Source organism: Micromonospora sp. WMMD729 (assembly GCF_049315225.1).
Classification (GTDB): domain Bacteria; phylum Actinomycetota; class Actinomycetes; order Mycobacteriales; family Micromonosporaceae; genus Micromonospora.
This window is the reverse complement of record NZ_CP186059.1, coordinates 5,087,169-5,105,212: the sequence shown is the minus strand read 5'-3', so window position 1 is coordinate 5,105,212 and position 18,044 is coordinate 5,087,169. Positions and strand designations below refer to the sequence as shown.

Genomic DNA, 18,044 nt, shown 5'->3' with positions numbered 1-18,044 from the left:
GCGGCGTGGCAGAGGACGAGGAGACAGCGGTACGGCAGCGTCTGCGCCGGCTGACGGCCGCGACGGGTGGCCCGCCGCCCACTTCGTCGGGCAGCGGTGTGTCGCCGACGTCGTCGGGCAGCGGTGTGTCGCCGACGTCGTCGGACGGTGGTCCGTCGGCGGCCGACGGGCCCGCCGGTCTCGGCGGCGGTGCGGCACGGCTGCCCGGCCCCGGAGCGTTCGACCCCGGCAGACGCGGTGTGCGGGCGTTGGCGGCCGTGGCCCTCGTGGTGGTGCTGGCCGCCGCCGGCTGGGCCTGGCGGTCCCGACCGCACGCGGAACCGCTCACCCCACCGCTCGGCGTGACCACCTCGGCCGTCGTGGCCGGGTCGGCCAGCGCGACGGCGTCCGGCGAGCTGGTGGTGGCGGTCGCCGGCAAGGTACGCAAACCGGGCCTGGTCCGCGTACCGGCCGGGGCCCGGGTCGCCGACGCCCTGTCCGAGGCCGGTGGCCCGCTGCCCGGCGTCGACGTGGCGCTGCTCAACCCCGCCCGCAAGGTCACCGACGGTGAGTTGATCGTCGTCGGGGTGACGCCGCCACCGGCACCGGGCCCCGCGGCCGGTCCCGCTGCCGGTGGAGCGCCGGCCCCCGGCGCGGTGCTGAACCTCAACACCGCCACCCTCACCCAGCTCGACGCGTTGCCAGGGGTGGGGCCGGTGCTCGCCCAGCGCATCCTCGCCTACCGGGACCAGCACGGCGGGTTCGCGGCCGTCGGCGACCTGCGCCACGTCGACGGGATCGGCGACGCGCGGTACGAGCAGCTCAAGGACCTGGTGACGGTGTGACCGGCGCACCCGTCGTCGGTGACCCGCCGCCACCGGATCTCCGGCTCGCCGGGCTGGCCGTGGCCGCCTGGCTCACCGCGCTCACCGGCCTGCACCTCGGCCCCCGACCGCTGCTGCTCGTGGCGGCCGGGGCGGCCGTGTCGACGGCGCTGTGCACCCTGCGCCTGCTCGGCCGGCTCGGTCGCCCCGGGGCGCTCGCCGGCCGGTACGGCTGGATCGTCGTCGCGGTCGGCCTCGGCGTGCTCTGCGGTGCGGCGGCGACCTCCGCCCGGCTGCTCGTCCGGGACGCGCCGCCGGTCCGCGCACTGGCCGAGCAGCGTGCCCCGGTCACCGCCGACCTCGTCGTGCGGGACGATCCGCGCCCGATCCGCTCCGCCGGGCGTCCCGGCATGCTGCTGGTGTCGGGCGAGCTGATCCGGCTGACCGGTCCGGACGGCCAGCGGCTCCGGGCGTCGGTGCGGGTGCTGGTCCTCGCCACCGACCCGGCCTGGCGCGGGCTGTTGCCGGGGCAGCGGCTGACCGCCGAGGGGCGGCTCGGCGTGCCGCGCGGCGGCGACCTCACCGCGGCGGTCCTCGCCACCACCGGTCCACCTGAGCGGCGGGGTACGCCCTCGTGGGCGCAGCGCGCCGCCGGCACCCTGCGCGCGGGTCTGCAACGGTCCTGCGCGCCGCTGCCCGACGACCCGGGCGGCCTGCTTCCGGGGCTGGTGGTGGGGGACACCAGCCGCCTGCCGCCCGCCGTCGAGGAGGACTTCCGGGCGACCGGCATGACGCACCTGAACGCCGTCTCGGGCAGCAACGTCGCGATCGTGGTGGGCGCGGTGCTGCTGGTCGCCCGCTGGGCGCGCGCCGGTCCATGGCTCGCCGGCCTGCTCTGCGGGGTGGCGCTGGTGGGCTTCGTCATCCTGGTACGTCCGTCGCCGAGCGTCGTACGGGCCGCCACGATGGGGGCGATCGGGCTCGTCGGGTTGGCCGTCGGCCGACCCCGGGCCGCGCTGCCGGCGCTGGCCGCCGCCGTCACCGTGCTGGTGCTCGTCGACCCCGAACTGGCCGGCGACGCCGGGTTCGCGCTCTCCGTCCTGGCCACCGGAGGGTTGCTGCTGCTCGCGCCGCGCTGGCGGGACGGGCTGCGCCGCCGGGGCGTACCGGCCGGGTTGGCCGAGGCGTTGGCGGTGCCGGCGGCCGCCCAGGTGGCCTGCGGACCGGTCGTCGCGGGGATCTCGAGCACGGTCAGCCTGGTGGCGGTGCCGGCCAACCTGCTGGCGGTGCCGGCCATCGCACCGGCGACGGTGCTGGGCGTGACGGCCGCCGTGCTGTCGCCGGTCTGGCCGGCCGGGGCCGGGTTCGTCGCGTGGCTGGCGAGCTGGCCGGCCTGGTGGCTGGTCGTCATCGCCCGCCACGGCGCCCGCCTCCCGGCCGGCACCCTGGGGTGGCCGGGCGGGGTCCGGGGTGCCCTGTTGCTGGCCGGGCTGACCGTGGCGCTGCTGGTGGCGGCACGCCGACCGCTGGTACGCCGGTTGGTGGCGGTGGTCGCCGTCGCCGCCCTGGTCGGCGCCCTCGGGGTCCGGTTCGTGGCCAGCGGCTGGCCGCCGCCCGGCTGGGTGGTGGTGGCCTGCGCCGTGGGGCAGGGTGACGCCCTCGTCCTGCCCGTCGCGCCCGGCCGGGCGGTGCTCGTCGACGCGGGGCCGGAGCCGGGCGCGGTGGACGGCTGTCTGCGGCGGCTCGGCATCCGGGAGGTGGCGCTGCTGGTGGTCAGCCACTTCCACCTCGACCACGTGGGCGGAGTGACCGGGGTGTTCCGGGGGCGACGGGTGGGCGCCGTGCTGACCCCATCCGCGACGGAGCCGGCGAGCGGCCGGGCGGCGGTCCGCGCGGCGGCGGCCGCCGGCCGGGCCACGATGCGGGAGGCCACGGCCGGGGCACGTCACCGGGTCGGCGGTGTCGAGTTGCTGGTGCTGGGTCCGCCGTACCCGCTGGGCGGCACCCGTTCGGACCCGAACAACAACTCGCTGGTGCTGCGCGCCACGGTCGCCGGCGTCTCGGTCCTGCTGCCGGGCGACGCCGAGACCGAGGAGCAGCACGCCGTCCTGGCCCGGACGCCGCCCGAGCAGCTCCGGGCGGACGTGTTGAAGGTCGCGCACCACGGCTCGGCGTACCAGGACGAGGGCTTCCTGGCCGCCGTACGGCCGGCCGTCGCGCTGGTGCCGGTCGGCACGGGCAACACGTACGGGCACCCGAATCCGGCGCTGCTGGCCCGGCTGAGCAGGAACGGCGCCCGGGTCCTGCGGACCGACACCGACGGCGACGTGGCGGCGATCCGGACGACCGACGGGCTGGCGGTGGCTCGTCGAGGGGCACCGCCGGGACGGCCACCACCGTTGGAGACGCGTGGAAATTGCGCGCACTCGACCCGAAATCCCATCGATTTGCGGATTGGATGGTGAACCGAGATAAATGTCTGGATTTGCGCTAAGTGCGGGCTGCGCTGACCGGGCGACGAATGAGCAGGCCCGTACCCGCCGCAGGCCGTGCGAATATGGGCGACGTGACCCCCGCCAGCCTCGCCCCCATTGTGCTCGTCCTCGGCGACGAGGAGCTGCTCGCCACGCGCGCGGTCTCCGAAGCTGTCGAACGAGCCCGCGCCACCGACCCCGAGGTGGACGTCCGCGAGTACCAGGCGGGTGCGCTCACCGTCGGCGAGATCGCCGAGATGCTCAGCCCGTCGCTGTTCGGCGGCCGGCGGCTGCTCATCCTGCGCTCCGGCCAGGACGCCCGCAAGGACCTGGTCGCCGCGCTGCTCGCGTACGCGAAGAATCCCGACCCGGAGGTACAGCTCCTGGTGCTGCACCTGGGCGGCGCCAAGGGCAAGGCGTTCGCCGACGGGCTGCGGTCGGCCGGCGCCACGGTGGTCCCGGCGGCCAAGCTCAAGGGTCACCGCGATCGGGTCGCCTTCGTCCGTGACGAGATCCGCCGGGCCGGTGGTCGATGCGCCGACGACGCCGCCGAGGCGCTGATCGCGGCGGTCGGCAACGACCTGCGTGAGCTGGCCGCCGCCTGTTCCCAGCTCATGGCCGACACCGACGGGCGGATCAGCGCCGAGACGGTCTCCCGTTACTACCGGGGGCGCGTCGAGGTGACCGGCTTCACCGTGGCCGACGCCACCATGGTCGGTGACGTGCCGGCCGCCCTGGAGGCGCTGCGCTGGGCCCTGCACGTCGGTGTCGACCCGGTGCCCATCGCCGACGCCCTCGCCGACGGGGTACGGACCGTGGCCCGGGTGGCGTCGGCCGGGCGGGGCAACGCGTACCAGCTCGCCAGCAGCCTCGGGATGCCGGCGTGGAAGATCGAGCGGGCGCAGCGACAGGGGCGCGGCTGGACCCCGGAAGGTCTGGTCCGGGCCATGCAGGTCGCCGCGGAGTGCAACGCGGCCGTCAAGGGGGGCTCGGACGACCGGGCGTACGCCCTGGAACGGGCTGTCTTCTCGGTCGCGGCGGCCCGGCAGGGCAGCATCCGGTGACCGGGCCGAACCGTACGGCGTGGGCCACCGTGTCCGCCGACGAGGAGCGGTACCGGCCGCTCTACGCCCGCCTCCTCGGCCTGCGGTTCGTCAACCCCGGTGGGGTGCTCTGCTTCCTGTTCTTCGAGGGCACCATCGCCCTGGCCGTGCTGCTCGCCCTCGCGGAGCTGGTCACCTGGTGGGCGGTGCTGGTGCTACCCGTGGTCGTGGCGGCGATGGTCAAGCTCAACGACATGGTGGCCGCGGTGGTGATCCGTTCCGCCGCGCTCGTACCCGAGCAGGAGCGGGACCGCTTCCGGCGGCAGATGGAGCCGGTGGTCGGCCGGGCCCGCGTCGAGTGGGGCGCCGTGACCCCGGTGGTGGTCACGACCGATCCGGTGCGGCCCCGGCGTCGTCGGGACCCGCTGGACTGACGACCGCCGGGCCCGGGCCGTGCCGACCGCCGGGCCCGGGCCGTGCCGACCGCCGGGCCCGGGCCGTGCCGACCGCCGGGCCCGGGCCGTGCCGACCGCCGGGCCCGGGCCGTGCCGACCGCCGGGCCCGGGCCGTGCCGACCGCCGGGCCCGGGCCGTGCCGACCGCCGGGCCCCGGCCGTGCGCCGGTCGGTGATCACTGCCGCGCGTTCGCGGACACACGGAAGCCCCGGACCGAGGGTCCGGGGCTTTCCGAAGCAGTCTGACGGTGAAGCGTCAGGCGGAGAGGGCAACCACGCGCTTCGCGATCGCGGACTTGCGGTTCGCGGCCTGGTTGGCGTGGATCACGCCCTTGCTGACGGCCTTGTCCAGCTTGCGCGAGGCGTCCAGCATGAGGGCGGTCGCCTTCTCGACGTCACCGGCCTCGGCAGCCTCGTGGAACTTCCGGACGGCGGTCTTCAGCGACGACTTGACCGACTTGTTGCGCAGCCGGGCCTTCTCGTTCTGCCGGTTGCGCTTGATCTGGGACTTGATGTTCGCCACGCGACAGCCTCGTCTTGATAGCTCGGGTTGGTCAGCTTGTGCGCGACATGACGACATGAGTCATCGCCGCGCGAAGAGCCAGGTTACCAGGTCGCCCGGGACGAGCCAAAACGGCTCCGCCGCCCGCGTGCACCCGGGCGTTCGGGTCGTGATCCACTCGGCTTCCTGGAAGCCAGGGTATCCGCCGTCCGCTGACTGCCCGACTTCCCGGAACCCGAGTGGATCACGGCTCGGGCGCGCGGGGGGATACCAGCCTCGGGCGCACCGGGGGATACCAGCGCAGTCACCGCCAGCCCTGCCGGCGGGCGAGCCAGTCGAGGGCCTGCGCACCACTGGACCGCTGGTGCGCCGCCCGGTGCGGCGAGGCCGTCACCGGTGTCGCGTCCGCCCCGGTGAGGTAGTAGCCGGCCAAAGCGGCGAGGGTGGCGTCCAGCGCGTCCGGGGGAGCGCCCGCGCTGGCCGGCTGCGCGGCGAAGATCCGGTCGACGTACAGGCCGCTGCCGTACGCGGTGAGCAGCAGGGTGACCAGGTCGAACCAGGCCGGCCCGGTGCAGGCCCAGGTCCAGTCGCAGAGCCAGGCACGGCCGTCCGGGTCGACGAGCACGTTGTCCACCCGCAGGTCGCCGTGGAGCACGCCGGTCGCCCCCTCGGCGTACCCGGGGAGGCGGGACTCCAGCGCCACCAACTCCGGGAGTCGGCCCCGGGCGGCGGCGGGCAGCGCCGGTGGCGGCTCCCGACCCGCGGCGACCTCCTCCCACCACAGGATGTCCGAGCGGGCCAGGTCGGCCAGGCGGGGCAGGCCGAGCGCGGTCAGGCCGGTCGGTGGGTCGGCGAGCGCGGCGGCGACCTCGGCGTACGCGGCGAGGGTGGCGTCCAGCTCGGCACGCGTCCAGGGCAGGCGTGGGACGTGGCCGTCGACCGCTTCGGCGCAGAGCGCGAACCAGCCGGCCGCGTCCAGCGTCCACCGCAGCCGGGGCACCGGTAGATCGGCCGGCAGCCGGTCGAGGATCGCGGCCTCCCGGGCGTACCCCTGCACCAGGTGCGGTTGCGCGACGGCGGGTGCCGCCTTGACGAAGGCCCGGCCACCGTCGGCGGTGTGCAGCACGGCTGCGAAGCCCCGGGTGAAGCCGGCGGCGGCGATCCGGGCGGTGACCACCGGCGCGCCGAGCCGGTCGGCGATGGCGGCCCGCAGCGCCGCCGGCAGCTCGGACCACGACGGGCGCAGCGCGCCCGCGTGGTACGGCGACGGGGAGGACATGCCACCATGCTGCCCCGGGGTCCGTGCGCGGCGCGCGGCGACACTGCCAGACTGCCAAGCCATGAGGACCGAGGACTTCTGGCAGCTGATCGACCAGGCCCGCGCCGGGGGCGGGGGTGAGCCCGGGCCGGTCGCCGCGCGGGCCGTGGCGCTGCTCGCCGAGCGCGATCCGGAGGACATCGTCGGGTACGCCCAGCACCAGGCGAAGGTGCTGGCGGCCTCGCACAAGGCGGACCTGTGGGGCGCGGCGTACCTGATCAACGGTGGTGCCTCGGCGGAGGGCTTCGAGCACTTCCGGGGCTGGCTGATGACCCAGGGCCGGGCGGTGTTCGCCCGCGCCGTCGGCGACCCGGACTCGCTGGCCGAACTGCCCCAGGTGCGGGCCGCCTCGCTCAGCGGCGAGGAGTTCTCCGCCGAGCAGATGCTGGCGGTGCCGTGGGACGCGTACCGCCGGGCCACCGCGGCGGAGCTGCCGACGGACCGCGAGCCGATCCGGACGCCGGACCTGAACGACTTCTGGGACTTCGACGACGAGGACGAGGCCCACCGTCGGCTGCCCCGGCTGGCCGCGCTCTTCGTGGAGCCGCCGGAGGAGTGAGGCGTCCCGGGGACCGATCCGTCGCCCGCGCAGTGGGCGTACCCCGGCGGCGTGGGAACATGGAGGGGGTCGGCGGCGCGCCGGCCTGTTCACGTCAGCCGACCAGAACGGACCGCTGTGCCACCGAAGCTCGATCCCGGCGCGAACGCCCCTGGTGCCACCGACCCCGGTCGCATCCGGAACTTCGGCATCATCGCCCACATCGACCACGGGAAGTCGACCCTGGCCGACCGGATGTTGCAGCTCACCGGCGTGGTCGACCCCCGGCAGATGCGCGCGCAGTACCTGGACCGGATGGACATCGAGCGCGAACGCGGCATCACCATCAAGAGCCAGGCCGTTCGCATGCCGTGGACCATCCGCGAGGGCGAGCGGGCCGGCGAGCAGGCCGTGCTCAACATGATCGACACCCCGGGGCACGTCGACTTCACCTACGAGGTGTCCCGGTCGCTGGCCGCCTGCGAGGGCGCCGTGCTGCTCGTCGACGCCGCCCAGGGCATCGAGGCGCAGACCCTCGCCAACCTCTACCTGGCGCTCGAGAACGACCTGCGCATCATCCCGGTGCTCAACAAGATCGACCTGCCGGCCGCCCAGCCGGAGAAGTACGCCGAGGAGTTGGCCCACCTCATCGGCGGCGACCCCGCCGACTGCATCCGGGTCTCCGGCAAGACCGGCGAGGGCGTGCCGCACCTGCTCGACGAGATCGTCCGGCAGTTCGTCCCACCGGTCGGCGACGCCGAGACGTCCGCCCGGGCCATGATCTTCGATTCGGTGTACGACGTCTACCGTGGCGTCGTCACCTACGTCCGGGTGGTCGACGGGCGGATCAGCGCCCGCGACCGGATCAAGATGATGTCCACCGGCGCGGTGCACGAGCTGCTGGAGATCGGCGTCATCTCACCCGAGATGGTCAAGGCCGACGGCCTCGGCGTGGGCGAGGTCGGCTACCTGATCACCGGCGTGAAGGACGTCCGGCAGTCCCGGGTCGGTGACACGGTCACCATCAACAGCCAGCCGGCGGCCGAGCCCCTCGGTGGGTACAAGGACCCGAAGCCGATGGTCTACTCCGGCCTCTACCCGATCGACGGGTCCGACTACCCGAACCTGCGCGAGGCCCTGGACAAGCTCAAGCTCAACGACGCCGCCCTGGACTACGAGCCGGAGACCTCCGGCGCGCTCGGCTTCGGCTTCCGCTGCGGCTTCCTCGGCCTGCTCCACCTGGAGATCATCCGGGAGCGGTTGGAGCGCGAGTACAACCTCGACCTGATCTCCACGGCGCCCAACGTGGTGTACCGGGCGATTCAGGACGACGGTGCCGAGATCGTGGTGACTAACCCGAGCGAGTACCCGACCGGCAAGATCGCCGAGGTGTACGAGCCGGTGGTGCGGGCCACCGTGCTGACGCCCAACGACTACGTGGGCGCGGTCATGGAGCTGTGCCAGGGCCGGCGCGGCAGCCTGCTCGGCATGGACTACCTCTCCGCCGACCGGGTGGAACTGCGCTACACGCTGCCCCTCGCCGAGATCATCTACGACTTCTTCGACCAGTTGAAGAGCCGTACCAAGGGCTACGCCTCACTCGACTACGAGCCCTCCGGCGAGCAGGCGTCCGACCTGGTGAAGGTGGACATCCTCCTGCACGGCGAGCCGGTGGACGCGTTCAGCGCCATCGTGCACAAGGACAAGGCGTACAACTACGGCGTCACTATCGCCGCCAAGCTGCGCACCCTGATCCCGCGCCAGCAGTTCGAGGTGCCCATCCAGGCGGCCATCGGCAGCCGGGTGATCGCCCGGGAGACCATCCGCGCGATCCGCAAGGACGTGCTCGCCAAGTGCTACGGCGGTGACATCAGCCGTAAGCGCAAGCTGCTGGAGAAGCAGAAGGAGGGCAAGAAGCGGATGAAGATGGTCGGCCGGGTGGAGGTCCCCCAGGAGGCCTTCATCGCCGCCCTCTCCTCCGACTCCGGCGACGCCAAACCCACCGGCAAGAAGTAACCCCGGCCCCCGGCCCCCCGGCCCTCCGGCCCACCCCACCCCACCCCACCCCACCCGCTCCCCCCGGTGATCAAGAGGTTCGCGTCATCCGAAGCCCGGATCCTGACGCGAACCTCTTGATCACCGGGGCAGGGTGGGGATTTTTTTTGGAGGTGGGGGTCGGGTTGTTGCTGTGGGCAACATGTTGTCTGACCTGTGTGGACGTGACACCGGACCAACCGACGCAGCCGTCCGGCATCGACGCCGGCGACTTCTTGTGCGGGTGAGTCGGTTTGGATTTTTGGTGGGTCGGGAACTTAGCGGTCACGACAGGAAGCACACATTGTGTGTCAGACATTCTTTGAAGGAGGGCGACCGTGGAGCTCACCGTGTGGGGCATCATCACTGCCATCGTTGTTGGTCTCATCGTCGGGGCGCTCGGCCGCCTGGTTGTTCCGGGTCGGCAGAACATGCCGATCTGGTTGCACCTGCTGATCGGTATCGGTGCGGCTCTGCTGGGCACCGTGCTGGCGCGGGCGATGGGTATCGCGACCGAGACCGCTGGTGTGGACTGGACGGAGTTGCTGGTGCAGGTCGTGGTCGCGGCGATCGCGGTCGCGTTGGTGGCCGGTGTGGGTGGCCGCCGCCGCGTCACCCGGTAACACCGCACACCTGTAGCACCGCAACACTTTCGAAGGGCGCTCGGCCATCAGGCCGAGCGCCCTCGGTGCTTTGCGGAACCCGGATCGCCGAGGCGTCGCGCGCCCGCGGGCCCGGCCCCCGTCCCGCGCAAGATCGTGCCCGACCCTGGTCCTGGTGGTCCCCGGCCGTGGCTCACCCCACCTGCGCCGATCTGTGAGTGGGGTTGTCAAGTGGCGGTGCGGTGGTGGGTGGTGATGATGCGGTAGAGCTGTCGGGCGATGTAGCGCTTGAGGCAGCGGTTGATTTCTTTGGTGGTGCGGCCTTGGGCGCGGCGGCGGTTGATGTAGTCGCGGGTTTCGGGGTGGATGCGGCGGCGGGTCAGGGCGATGGTGTGCAGGGCGCTGTTGAGGGTTCTGTCGCCGCCGCGGTTGAGGCGGTGTCGGTCGGTGCGGCCGCTGGCCACGGGTATGGGGGCGGCGCCGGCGAGGGTGGCGTAGGCGGCTTCTGATCGGACGCGGCCGGGGTGTGACCAGGTGGTGAGGGCGATGGCGGCGGTGACGGGTCCGATTCCGGGTTGGTCGAGCAGGGGTGGGCAGAGTTCGGTGACGAGGGTGCGTAGGCGTCGGTGGTTGTCGGTCAGTGCGGCGTCGAGGGTGTGGATGTGACGGGCGAGGGTGGCCAGTTCGCGGCGGCGGGTGTGTTCCTCGGTGGGCGGGTGGGTGTTGTCGGGCAGGTCGAGGGCGGCCAGACGGGCGATCTGGTGGGTGGTGCTGAGCCCTTGTATGGCGTGGCGTAGGGCGTCGTCGGCGGTCAGGATCAGCGCTTTGACCAGGTTGACCGTGGCGGTGCGCGTGTCGCTGTGGTGGCGGCGGCAGACCAGCAGCAGACGCAGCGCCTCGCGTGGTCCGTCGCTGCGGGGTGCCGTGATGCGGTCGGTGGACAGTGCCAGCACGGCGTGGGCGGCGGCGACCGCGTCCAGTTGGTCGGACTTGCCGCCCCGGCGGCGGGTCGCCGCGACGGGTTTGGGTGCCTCGCAGACCGGTTCACCGGCAGCGCTCAACAGTCGGCACAGCCCCTGACCGTGCGCCCGGGTGCCCTCCACCGCCCATAACCGGCGCCCGTGCGATGGGGTGTGCGTGGCGGCGAAGGCCAGCAGCTGGCTCAACCCGTCCGGGTCGGTGGACACGGTGACCTGCGCCAGCACCGCTCCGAACCGGTCGAGCACCGCCGCGGTGTGCGTGTCGGTGTGGGTATCCACCCCCACCACCACGTCATAGCGATCCGTGACCCGCTCTACGATCTGTGCCATCTCAGTTGTTGCTCCCTTTGCCAGACACGACTGGGACAGTCGGCGTCGGCTCGGGATGCAGTCACCTCGGCGGCAAATCTGTGATGGGCCACGTGTGCTCGCACGGGCAGGCTTCTGATCAGGCCAGCAAGGTGGGCCGGGCCGGCGCCGACGACCACCTGGGGACAGGTCTTGCACAAGGCACGCCCGCACTCCGAGCGGCCGGATCGGCAATGAGTCACCCAAGCGATCATCGACGCCGAACCTAACGGCAACCAGCCGAACCGATCACCACCGACATAGAAGCGTCTTGCACTTGCTGCTGCGACATACGGGGGCATCCCACTCCTACCGACAACACAAAGTGCAAGATCGGCGGGGTGTGGGGCGTGGGCCCGGGGCGCGGGGGTACGTGCCTGTGTTCACCAAGTCGTGATCGTCTGGGCGTTCAAAGCGGTTTGGATTTTTGGTGGGTCGGGAACTTAGCGGTCACGACAGGAAGCACACATTGTGTGTCAGACATTCTTTGAAGGAGGGCGACCGTGGAGCTCACCGTGTGGGGCATCATCACTGCCATCGTTGTTGGTCTCATCGTCGGGGCGCTCGGCCGCCTGGTTGTTCCGGGCCGCCAGAACATGCCGATCTGGTTGCACCTGCTGATCGGTATCGGTGCGGCTCTGCTGGGCACCGTGCTGGCGCGGGCGATGGGTATCGCGACCGAGACCGCTGGCGTGGACTGGACGGAGTTGCTGGTGCAGGTCGTGGTCGCGGCGATCGCGGTCGCGCTGGTGGCCGGTGTGGGTGGCCGCCGCCGCGTCACCCGGTAACAACCTGGCATCACCGCAGGACCCGAAAAGAGCGCCCGGCCGGCTGGCCGGGCGCTCTTTCGTGGCATCCTGCCCGGATTCGGCCCGGTTCCACGGGCTCCTCGCGTCGGCGACCTGCGATACGGTCGCCAGGCTTCGGCCTGCCCGCCCACTGTCGTAAAGGATTTCTTCGTACTAAGGTGCGGCGGAGAAGGTTAGTTCCAGGCGGCGCGAGGGGAGATGTGGCGTGAACAGGTGGAAGCGGCTGGCCCCGGTCACCGCCGTGGTGGCCTCGGTGGCCATGGTGATGGGCGGTTGTGGGGGCTCCGGCGAGGAAGCGACCGACGACAGCAAGCTCACGGTCTGGATGATGGGCGAGGGCGGCGACGCCCAGAACGCCTTCCTCGACAGCGTGGAGACCGAGTTCCGGCAGAAGCACCCCGACACCGACGTGGTGGTGCAGTACATCCCCTGGCTGGAGGCGCCGAAAAAGTTCCAGGCCGCGCTCGCCGGCGGTGAGGGCCCGGACATCACCGAGCTGGGCAACACCGAGACCCAGGGCTGGGCCGCGCAGGAGGCGCTCGCCGACGTGAGCGGTCGGATGGGCGGCTGGGCGGACGGCAAGGACCTGCTGCCCGACCTGGTGCGCAACGCGCAGCTCGACGGCAAGCAGTACGGCGTCCCCTGGTACGCGGGGGTGCGGGCGATCTACTACCGCACCGACTGGTTCGCCGAGGCGGGTGTGCAGCCGCCGAAGACGTGGGACGACCTGGTGACCGTCGCCAAGGCTGTGCAGGCGAAGAAGAAGGGCACCTACGGCATCGCGCTGCCGGGCAACTCCGAGCTGCCCTTCTACTCCTTCCTCTGGGGCGCGGGCGCGGAGATCGCCACCAACCAGGGGGGTACGTGGAAGTCCGGCTACTCGACGCCGGAGGCGCAGCGGGCCGTCAAGTACTGGACCGACCTGGTCACCGTCCACAAGGTCGCCCCGCCGGCCGCCGCCGGTTGGAACGAGATCGACGCGCGGACGCAGTTCGCCACCGGCAAGGCCGCCATGGCGTTCGCCGGTAGCTGGCAGCAGGCCGCCATCAAGAAGGACAACCCCGAGATCGAGAAGGTCTGGGGTACGTTCCCGATCCCCGGCCCGGACGGCAAGGCCGCGCCCGGTTTCGCCGGTGGTTCGGACGTGGCGATCTGGAAGGACAGCGAGCGGCAGGACCTGGCCTGGGACTACCTGACCGTGCTGCTGAACAAGAAGAACGCGCAGAGCTTCGCGAGCAGCCTCGGGTTCTTCCCCGTCTACAAGGATCTGGTCGCCAGCGACACGTACGCCAACGACAAGGTGATGGGCGCCTTCGCCACCACCATGCAGAACACCAAGCTCACGCCGCTCACCCCGAAGTGGGTGGAGGTCAGCCGGACGAAGACGGTGACCCAGGCGATGAACAGCTCGGTCATGAAGGGTCAGAAGACGGTCGAGAAGGCTACCGCCGACGCGGCCGGTGAGATGGAAAGCATCCTCAACTCCAAGTGACCACGCTGACCGAGGTGCCGGAGACGTCCGCCGCGCGGGAGAACCCCGCGCGGCGGCGTCGCCGGGTCGACCGCCTGCCCTACCTGTTGCTCCTGCCCGCACTCGTCATCATCGGGGTGCTGCTGCTCTGGCCGCTCGGTCAGGTGGTGGCGATGTCCTTCTACCGGCTCAACAGCGTCCGGCAGCTGCGCGGCGACCGGGAGTGGCCGTGGGTGGGGCTCGGCAACTACACCGACATCCTCTCGGATCCGTTCTTCCTGACCGTCCTGCGCAACACGGTGCTGTTCGCCGCGGCGAACGTGCTGCTCACGATGGTGCTGGGCACCCTGGTCGGCCTGCTGCTCAACCGGCTCGGCCGCAAGATGGCGACCTTCGTGGCCAGTTGCGTGATGCTCGCCTGGGCCACCCCGGCGCTGACCGGCACGATCGTCTGGAAGTGGATCTTCGACGACACGAGCGGCCTGGTCACCTGGCTGTTCAACGCGCTGCCGGACGGGTTCTCGAACGCCCTGTTCGGTCGCAGCGACTGGACCGGCTACGGCTGGTTCAACTCGCCCCTGCTGTTCTTCGCCATCCTCACCCTGGTGGTCGTCTGGCACTCGTTCCCGTTCATCGCGGTGAGCGTGCTCGCCGGCCTCAAGAGCGTGCCGAGTGAGCTGCACGAGGCGGCGCGGGTGGACGGCGCGAGCCCGTGGCGGGTCTTCTGGAAGATCACCTTCCCGCTGTTGCGTCCGGTCTTCGGGATCCTGATCGTGCTCTCCACCATCTGGGACTTCAAGGTCTTCACCCAGCAGTTCGTGCTGGCCGGTGGCACCCAGGACCGGCCGACGTTCATGCTCTCCATCTACTCGTACGCCGAGGCATTCTCGCCGCCGCCGAAGTACGGACTCGGCGCGGCCATCGCGGTGATCCTCACGCTGATCCTGCTCGTGGTCACCGGCTTCTACGTCCGGATGGTGCTCAAGCAGGAGGACGAGTCGTGAAGAAGGTCGCCCTCAACGCCGCCGGGCTGCTGGTCGCGCTCTTCGCGGCGTTCCCGGTCTACTGGATGATCTCGACGTCGCTGAAGCCGAGCAGCGAGATCTTCTCGTCCACCCCGCAGCCGGTGCCGACCCATCCGACGCTGGCGCACTACCGGGAGATCCTCACCGGCAACCTGATCCCCGGGGTGACCTTCCTCGACTTCTTCGTGAACAGCGCGATCGTCGCGGTGTCCACAGTGGTGCTCAGTGGTCTGGTCGCGCTGCTCGCCGCGACGGCGGTGGCCCGGTTCCGGTTCAAGCTCCGGACCAGCTTCCTGATCATGCTGCTGATCGTGCAGATGATCCCGTTGGAGGCGCTGGTCATCCCGCTGTTCCTGATGATCCAGCGGCTCGGGCTCTACAACACCCTGCCCAGCCTGATCCTCACGTACCTCGGCTTCTCGCTGCCGTTCGCGGTGTGGATGCTGCGCGGGTTCGTCGCGGCCGTGCCCAAGGAACTGGAGGAGGCGGCGGCGATCGACGGCGCGAGCCGGGCCCAGACCTTCCGCCGGGTGCTGTTCCCGCTCGTCGCGCCCGGTCTGGTCGCCACCAGCATCTTCTCCTTCATCACCGCGTGGAACGAGCTGATCTTCGCGTTGACGTTCATCAACGACCAGGGGCGCTACACCCTGCCCGTGGCGATGACCTTCTTCTTCGGCCGCGACGACACCAACTGGGGGCCGGTCATGGCCGCCTCCACGCTGTTCACCCTGCCGGTCATCATCTTCTTCCTGCTGGTGCAGCGGAAGATGGTCTCCGGCCTGGTGGCCGGCGCCGTCAAGGGCTGACCACACGGGGCTCGTCGGGACGGGTCACCGCTAGGCTGCCGGCATGACGGGCAGGGTGGCAGCGGTGAACCTCGGCATCGTGACCGAGGCGCAGTGGGCCGGCGACGCGAGCGGTCGCAGCGGCATCGACAAGCGTCCGGTGGACGTGCCGGTGTCGCTGCTGACGGAGGGCCTGGCCGGTGACTTCATCGGCGAGCGTGCCGTGCACGGTGGCCCCGACCAGGCGGTGTACGCCTACGCCGAGGAGGACGCGGCCTGGTGGTCCGCCGAACTCGGCCGCGGCATCGGGCCGGGGGGTTTCGGGGAGAACCTGACCACGTACGCGGTCGACGTGACCGGGGCGGTGATCGGCGAGCAGTGGCAGATCGGGTCCGCCCTGCTCCAGGTCACCAAGCCGCGGACGCCCTGCACCACGTTCGCCGGGTTCTGGGGCGTACCGGATCTGATCAAGCGGTTCACCGTCCGGGCTGCCCCGGGGGCGTACCTGCGGGTGCTGCGCGAGGGCGAGGTGGGCGCGGGGGACCCGGTCGAGGTGGTCGAGCGGCCCGCGCACGGGGTGACCATCGGCGAGGTGTTCCGGGCCACCAGCCTGGAGCCGGAGCTGCTGCCCCGACTGCTGGAGGCACCCGACCTGCCGGAGCCGATCCGGGAGAAGGTCCGCCGCCGCCTCGCCGGTCGCGGCTGAAGTACGAGGAAGGCCCCCGGCGAACCGAGGGCCTTCCTCCCAGCTGTACGTCAGCGCAGCCAGGGGATGCTGCGGTCGAGCAGACCGCGCTCCTTGAGCTCCTTGCGCAGCGGGATCTCGTCGTCGACGTACCCGTCCCAGTTGATGCCCCAGTAGTTGGCGGTGTGGGTGCCCTCACCGATCAGCTGGCGCTGCACGGGCGTGCGGTTGCGGTACCACTCGCCGTTCACGTCGGGGTGCAGCTCGTCCAGCGGACGGATCCACCGGTAGGTGTAGCCGACGAAGAGCATCTTGCGGGTGATGGTCGACAGGTTCGTCGAGCGCGAGTGCCACTGCCGGCGGTCGAAGATGAACGCGTCGCCCGGGTTGGCGGTGATCTCCACCGTGCCCTCCGGGTCCGGATTGTGCACGCTGAGGTCCTTGGGCCGGTCCAGCGAGTTCCACAGGTGGCTGCCCGGGATGACCTTGGTGGCGCCCCGGCCGGTCTCCGACAGGTCGGACAGCACGTACGCGACCTTCAGCGAGAACATCGGGCGCGGCAGGTTCGGGTCCATGGTCTCCGGGTCGGAGTTCTGCCGGTACCCGTCCTGGTGCCAACCCCAGTACGGCTTCTCCGGCTCGGCGGCCGGCGGGGTGACGTCCAGGTGGTTGTGGTGGGTGTAGATGTTCCAGCCGGCCAGCCCCCACATGTAGGGGAAGGCGATCGGGTGGGTGAGCAGCTCGCCGAAGAGCTCGTCGCGCTCCAGGAAGCCCAGCAGGTGCAGGGTGCCGTCCTTCTTGGTGGTGCCCTTGGCCTGCTCCTCCGCGTAGACGCGGTCGACCGCCGCCTCCAGCGCCGCCCGGTGGTCCTCCGTCAGGACGTTGCGCAGCAGGAGGAAGCCCTGCTCGTGGAACTCCTTGCGGTCAGTGTCGCTGATCGGTTCGTAGCCGGTCCGGTCGCCGTAATCGAACACCGCGTCGTACCCCTCCCCATGAGGTGAAACCATTTCTGGCACAGGCCGCCGATCGTAACGCGCGTGCCGGGGCGGCGGGAGGGCGAGCGGCGGCCGTACGGCCCGGGGCCGGACCGCGTGCAGCGGAACCAGTGCGGGGAGTCACATCTACGTGGTCGCCGGCCAGGTTTACGGATGTTTGTCCGATTGTGCGGTCACTGCCGGTTAAGAGATCCGGGTTCGGTCAGCCCTCGGCGAAGACCTCGGCCACCACCTGGCCGGCGGGGCCCTGCGCGCCGGTCACCCGGCCCCAGGTGCCGTTGCGGGCGGTCCACTCCAGGTCGCCGAAGCGGACCCGCTTCACCCCGTGGTCCTGGGCGTGCGAGACCAACCAGTGCGCGTACCGCCAGCCGTCGCGCTGGTCCTGCGCGGCCACCGCCAGCCCGGTCTGGCTGGCCTCGTCGGCGTTCGACACACCCCAGTCCAGCGCCAGGTTGCGGGTCAACTGCGCGGCCGCCGCCGCGCCGTGCATCACCGGGGTACGCCCCACCGTGCACGCCACCGCTTCGCCGGCGTCGCCGAGCAGGGCCTTGGTGAGCACCTCGGAGTCGTCGGCCCACTTCTGGTACGCCTCGGGGAACGCCGAGCGCTGCACCCGCTGGGCGGCGTCGGTGACCCGCATCTTCTCCCAGCCGCGCACCTTCTTGAGCGCCTTGTAGAACCTGTTCGTCGCGTACCGGGGGTCGCGGATCTGTTCCGGCGTGCCCCAGCCCTTGCTCGGGCGCTGCTGGAACAGTCCGAGCGAGTCGCGGTCACCGTGGTCGAGGTTGCGCAGCCCCGACTCCTGGTACGCGGTGGCCAGCGCGACCACCACGGCGCGCTCGGGCATGCCGCGCTGGACGCCGATCGCCGCGATGGTCGCCGCGTTCGCCATCTGCTCGACGTCCAGGACCACCCGGCCGTCGGCCTGGACCGTGCAGGTGCGCCCCGCCAGCGGCAGCCGCAGTTCGTCCCCGACCCGCTTGAGGACGAGCCAGATCGCGATCACGGCGACGAGGATGAGCACCACTCCGCCCGCCACGGCTGCCCGAGTTCGCACCCACACCTCCTGATCGACAGTTCGACAAGCGTACGTCCCCGTCGGCGTCGTCCGGGTCGTTCGACCGGTTCGGGCTCCGCTCAGCCGTCGCGTACGGATCGGGACGTTCCCGCTCCCGCGC

16 protein-coding genes and 1 pseudogene are annotated in these 18,044 nt (G+C 71.5%); 12 read left to right on the top strand and 5 right to left on the bottom strand.

All coding sequences use genetic code 11. The features are described 5' to 3' along the window. Positions 1–5: 5 nt before the first annotated feature. The 4 genes and pseudogenes from ACN263_RS23270 to ACN263_RS23255 all read left to right on the top strand — a co-directional run bounded on the left by ACN263_RS23270 (position 6) and on the right by ACN263_RS23255 (position 4,754). Positions 6–824 carry a helix-hairpin-helix domain-containing protein gene (locus ACN263_RS23270; RefSeq protein WP_422736462.1) on the top strand — a complete coding sequence of 273 codons (819 nt, stop codon included), beginning with the start codon at positions 6–8 and terminating at the stop codon, positions 822–824. Continuing rightward, positions 821–3,178, top strand: a pseudogene (locus ACN263_RS23265) (ComEC/Rec2 family competence protein); the annotation flags it as partial. The gene ACN263_RS23270 and the pseudogene ACN263_RS23265, both read left to right, overlap by 4 nt. Positions 3,179–3,360: 182 nt before the next feature. Continuing rightward, positions 3,361–4,341 (top strand): DNA polymerase III subunit delta, encoded by a 981-nt coding sequence (gene holA, locus ACN263_RS23260; RefSeq protein WP_422736461.1) that lies wholly within the window; start codon positions 3,361–3,363, stop codon positions 4,339–4,341. After that, a complete protein-coding gene (locus ACN263_RS23255) occupies positions 4,338–4,754 on the top strand; it encodes a hypothetical protein (RefSeq protein ID WP_422736460.1) in 417 nt (138 codons plus the stop codon). Before holA ends, ACN263_RS23255 begins: the two co-directional genes overlap by 4 nt. 276 nt (positions 4,755–5,030) lie before the next feature. Here ACN263_RS23255 and rpsT read toward each other — a convergent pair whose 3' ends face one another. Beyond that, a complete protein-coding gene (rpsT, locus tag ACN263_RS23250; protein ID WP_422736459.1) occupies positions 5,031–5,297 on the bottom strand; it encodes a 30S ribosomal protein S20 in 267 nt (88 codons plus the stop codon). A 283-nt stretch (positions 5,298–5,580) separates the two neighbouring features. Then, on the bottom strand, positions 5,581–6,555 hold the full coding sequence (locus ACN263_RS23245; RefSeq protein WP_422736458.1) for a phosphotransferase: 975 nt from the start codon (positions 6,553–6,555) through the stop codon (positions 5,581–5,583). 61 nt (positions 6,556–6,616) lie between these two features. Between ACN263_RS23245 and ACN263_RS23240 the strand changes: the two genes are divergently transcribed. The 3 genes from ACN263_RS23240 to ACN263_RS23230 all read left to right on the top strand — a co-directional run bounded on the left by ACN263_RS23240 (position 6,617) and on the right by ACN263_RS23230 (position 9,789). Continuing rightward, positions 6,617–7,153: a DUF4240 domain-containing protein gene (locus tag ACN263_RS23240; RefSeq protein WP_422736456.1), complete on the top strand. Its 537-nt coding sequence runs from the start codon at positions 6,617–6,619 to the stop codon at positions 7,151–7,153. Positions 7,154–7,270: 117 nt separating this feature from the next. Then, positions 7,271–9,148: a translation elongation factor 4 gene (gene lepA / locus ACN263_RS23235; protein ID WP_422736455.1), complete on the top strand. Its 1,878-nt coding sequence runs from the start codon at positions 7,271–7,273 to the stop codon at positions 9,146–9,148. A 356-nt stretch (positions 9,149–9,504) separates the two neighbouring features. Further along, complete coding sequence (locus ACN263_RS23230) at positions 9,505–9,789, top strand: GlsB/YeaQ/YmgE family stress response membrane protein (protein ID WP_422736453.1); 285 nt, start codon at positions 9,505–9,507, stop codon at positions 9,787–9,789. A 206-nt stretch (positions 9,790–9,995) separates the two neighbouring features. On the opposite strand, the gene ACN263_RS23225 is transcribed toward ACN263_RS23230, so the two are convergent. Continuing rightward, on the bottom strand, positions 9,996–11,078 hold the full coding sequence (locus ACN263_RS23225) for an IS110 family transposase (protein ID WP_422736454.1): 1,083 nt from the start codon (positions 11,076–11,078) through the stop codon (positions 9,996–9,998). A gap of 521 nt (positions 11,079–11,599) precedes the next feature. On the opposite strand from ACN263_RS23225, the gene ACN263_RS23220 reads away from it, so the two are divergent. The 5 genes from ACN263_RS23220 (at position 11,600) to ACN263_RS23200 (ending at position 15,892) form a co-directional block, all read left to right on the top strand. Then, complete coding sequence (locus tag ACN263_RS23220; protein WP_422736453.1) at positions 11,600–11,884, top strand: GlsB/YeaQ/YmgE family stress response membrane protein; 285 nt, start codon at positions 11,600–11,602, stop codon at positions 11,882–11,884. A gap of 226 nt (positions 11,885–12,110) precedes the next feature. Beyond that, on the top strand, positions 12,111–13,397 hold the full coding sequence (locus tag ACN263_RS23215; RefSeq protein ID WP_422736452.1) for a sugar ABC transporter substrate-binding protein: 1,287 nt from the start codon (positions 12,111–12,113) through the stop codon (positions 13,395–13,397). Continuing rightward, the gene (locus ACN263_RS23210) at positions 13,394–14,380 is read left to right on the top strand and encodes a carbohydrate ABC transporter permease (protein ID WP_355053197.1); all 987 of its coding nucleotides are present in this window, start codon (positions 13,394–13,396) and stop codon (positions 14,378–14,380) included. Before ACN263_RS23215 ends, ACN263_RS23210 begins: the two co-directional genes overlap by 4 nt. Then, a complete protein-coding gene (locus ACN263_RS23205; RefSeq protein ID WP_422736451.1) occupies positions 14,377–15,207 on the top strand; it encodes a carbohydrate ABC transporter permease in 831 nt (276 codons plus the stop codon). Before ACN263_RS23210 ends, ACN263_RS23205 begins: the two co-directional genes overlap by 4 nt. Before the next feature lie 43 nt (positions 15,208–15,250). Continuing rightward, entirely contained in the window at positions 15,251–15,892 is a 642-nt protein-coding gene (locus ACN263_RS23200; RefSeq protein ID WP_422736450.1) for an MOSC domain-containing protein, read from the top strand. A 50-nt stretch (positions 15,893–15,942) separates the two neighbouring features. Here ACN263_RS23200 and ACN263_RS23195 read toward each other — a convergent pair whose 3' ends face one another. Both ACN263_RS23195 and ACN263_RS23190 read right to left on the bottom strand, forming a co-directional pair. After that, positions 15,943–16,845 carry a phytanoyl-CoA dioxygenase family protein gene (locus ACN263_RS23195; RefSeq protein ID WP_203149028.1) on the bottom strand — a complete coding sequence of 301 codons (903 nt, stop codon included), beginning with the start codon at positions 16,843–16,845 and terminating at the stop codon, positions 15,943–15,945. Positions 16,846–17,068: 223 nt separating this feature from the next. Next, the gene (locus ACN263_RS23190; RefSeq protein WP_422736449.1) at positions 17,069–17,923 is read right to left on the bottom strand and encodes a hypothetical protein; all 855 of its coding nucleotides are present in this window, start codon (positions 17,921–17,923) and stop codon (positions 17,069–17,071) included. Positions 17,924–18,044: the final 121 nt, after the last annotated feature.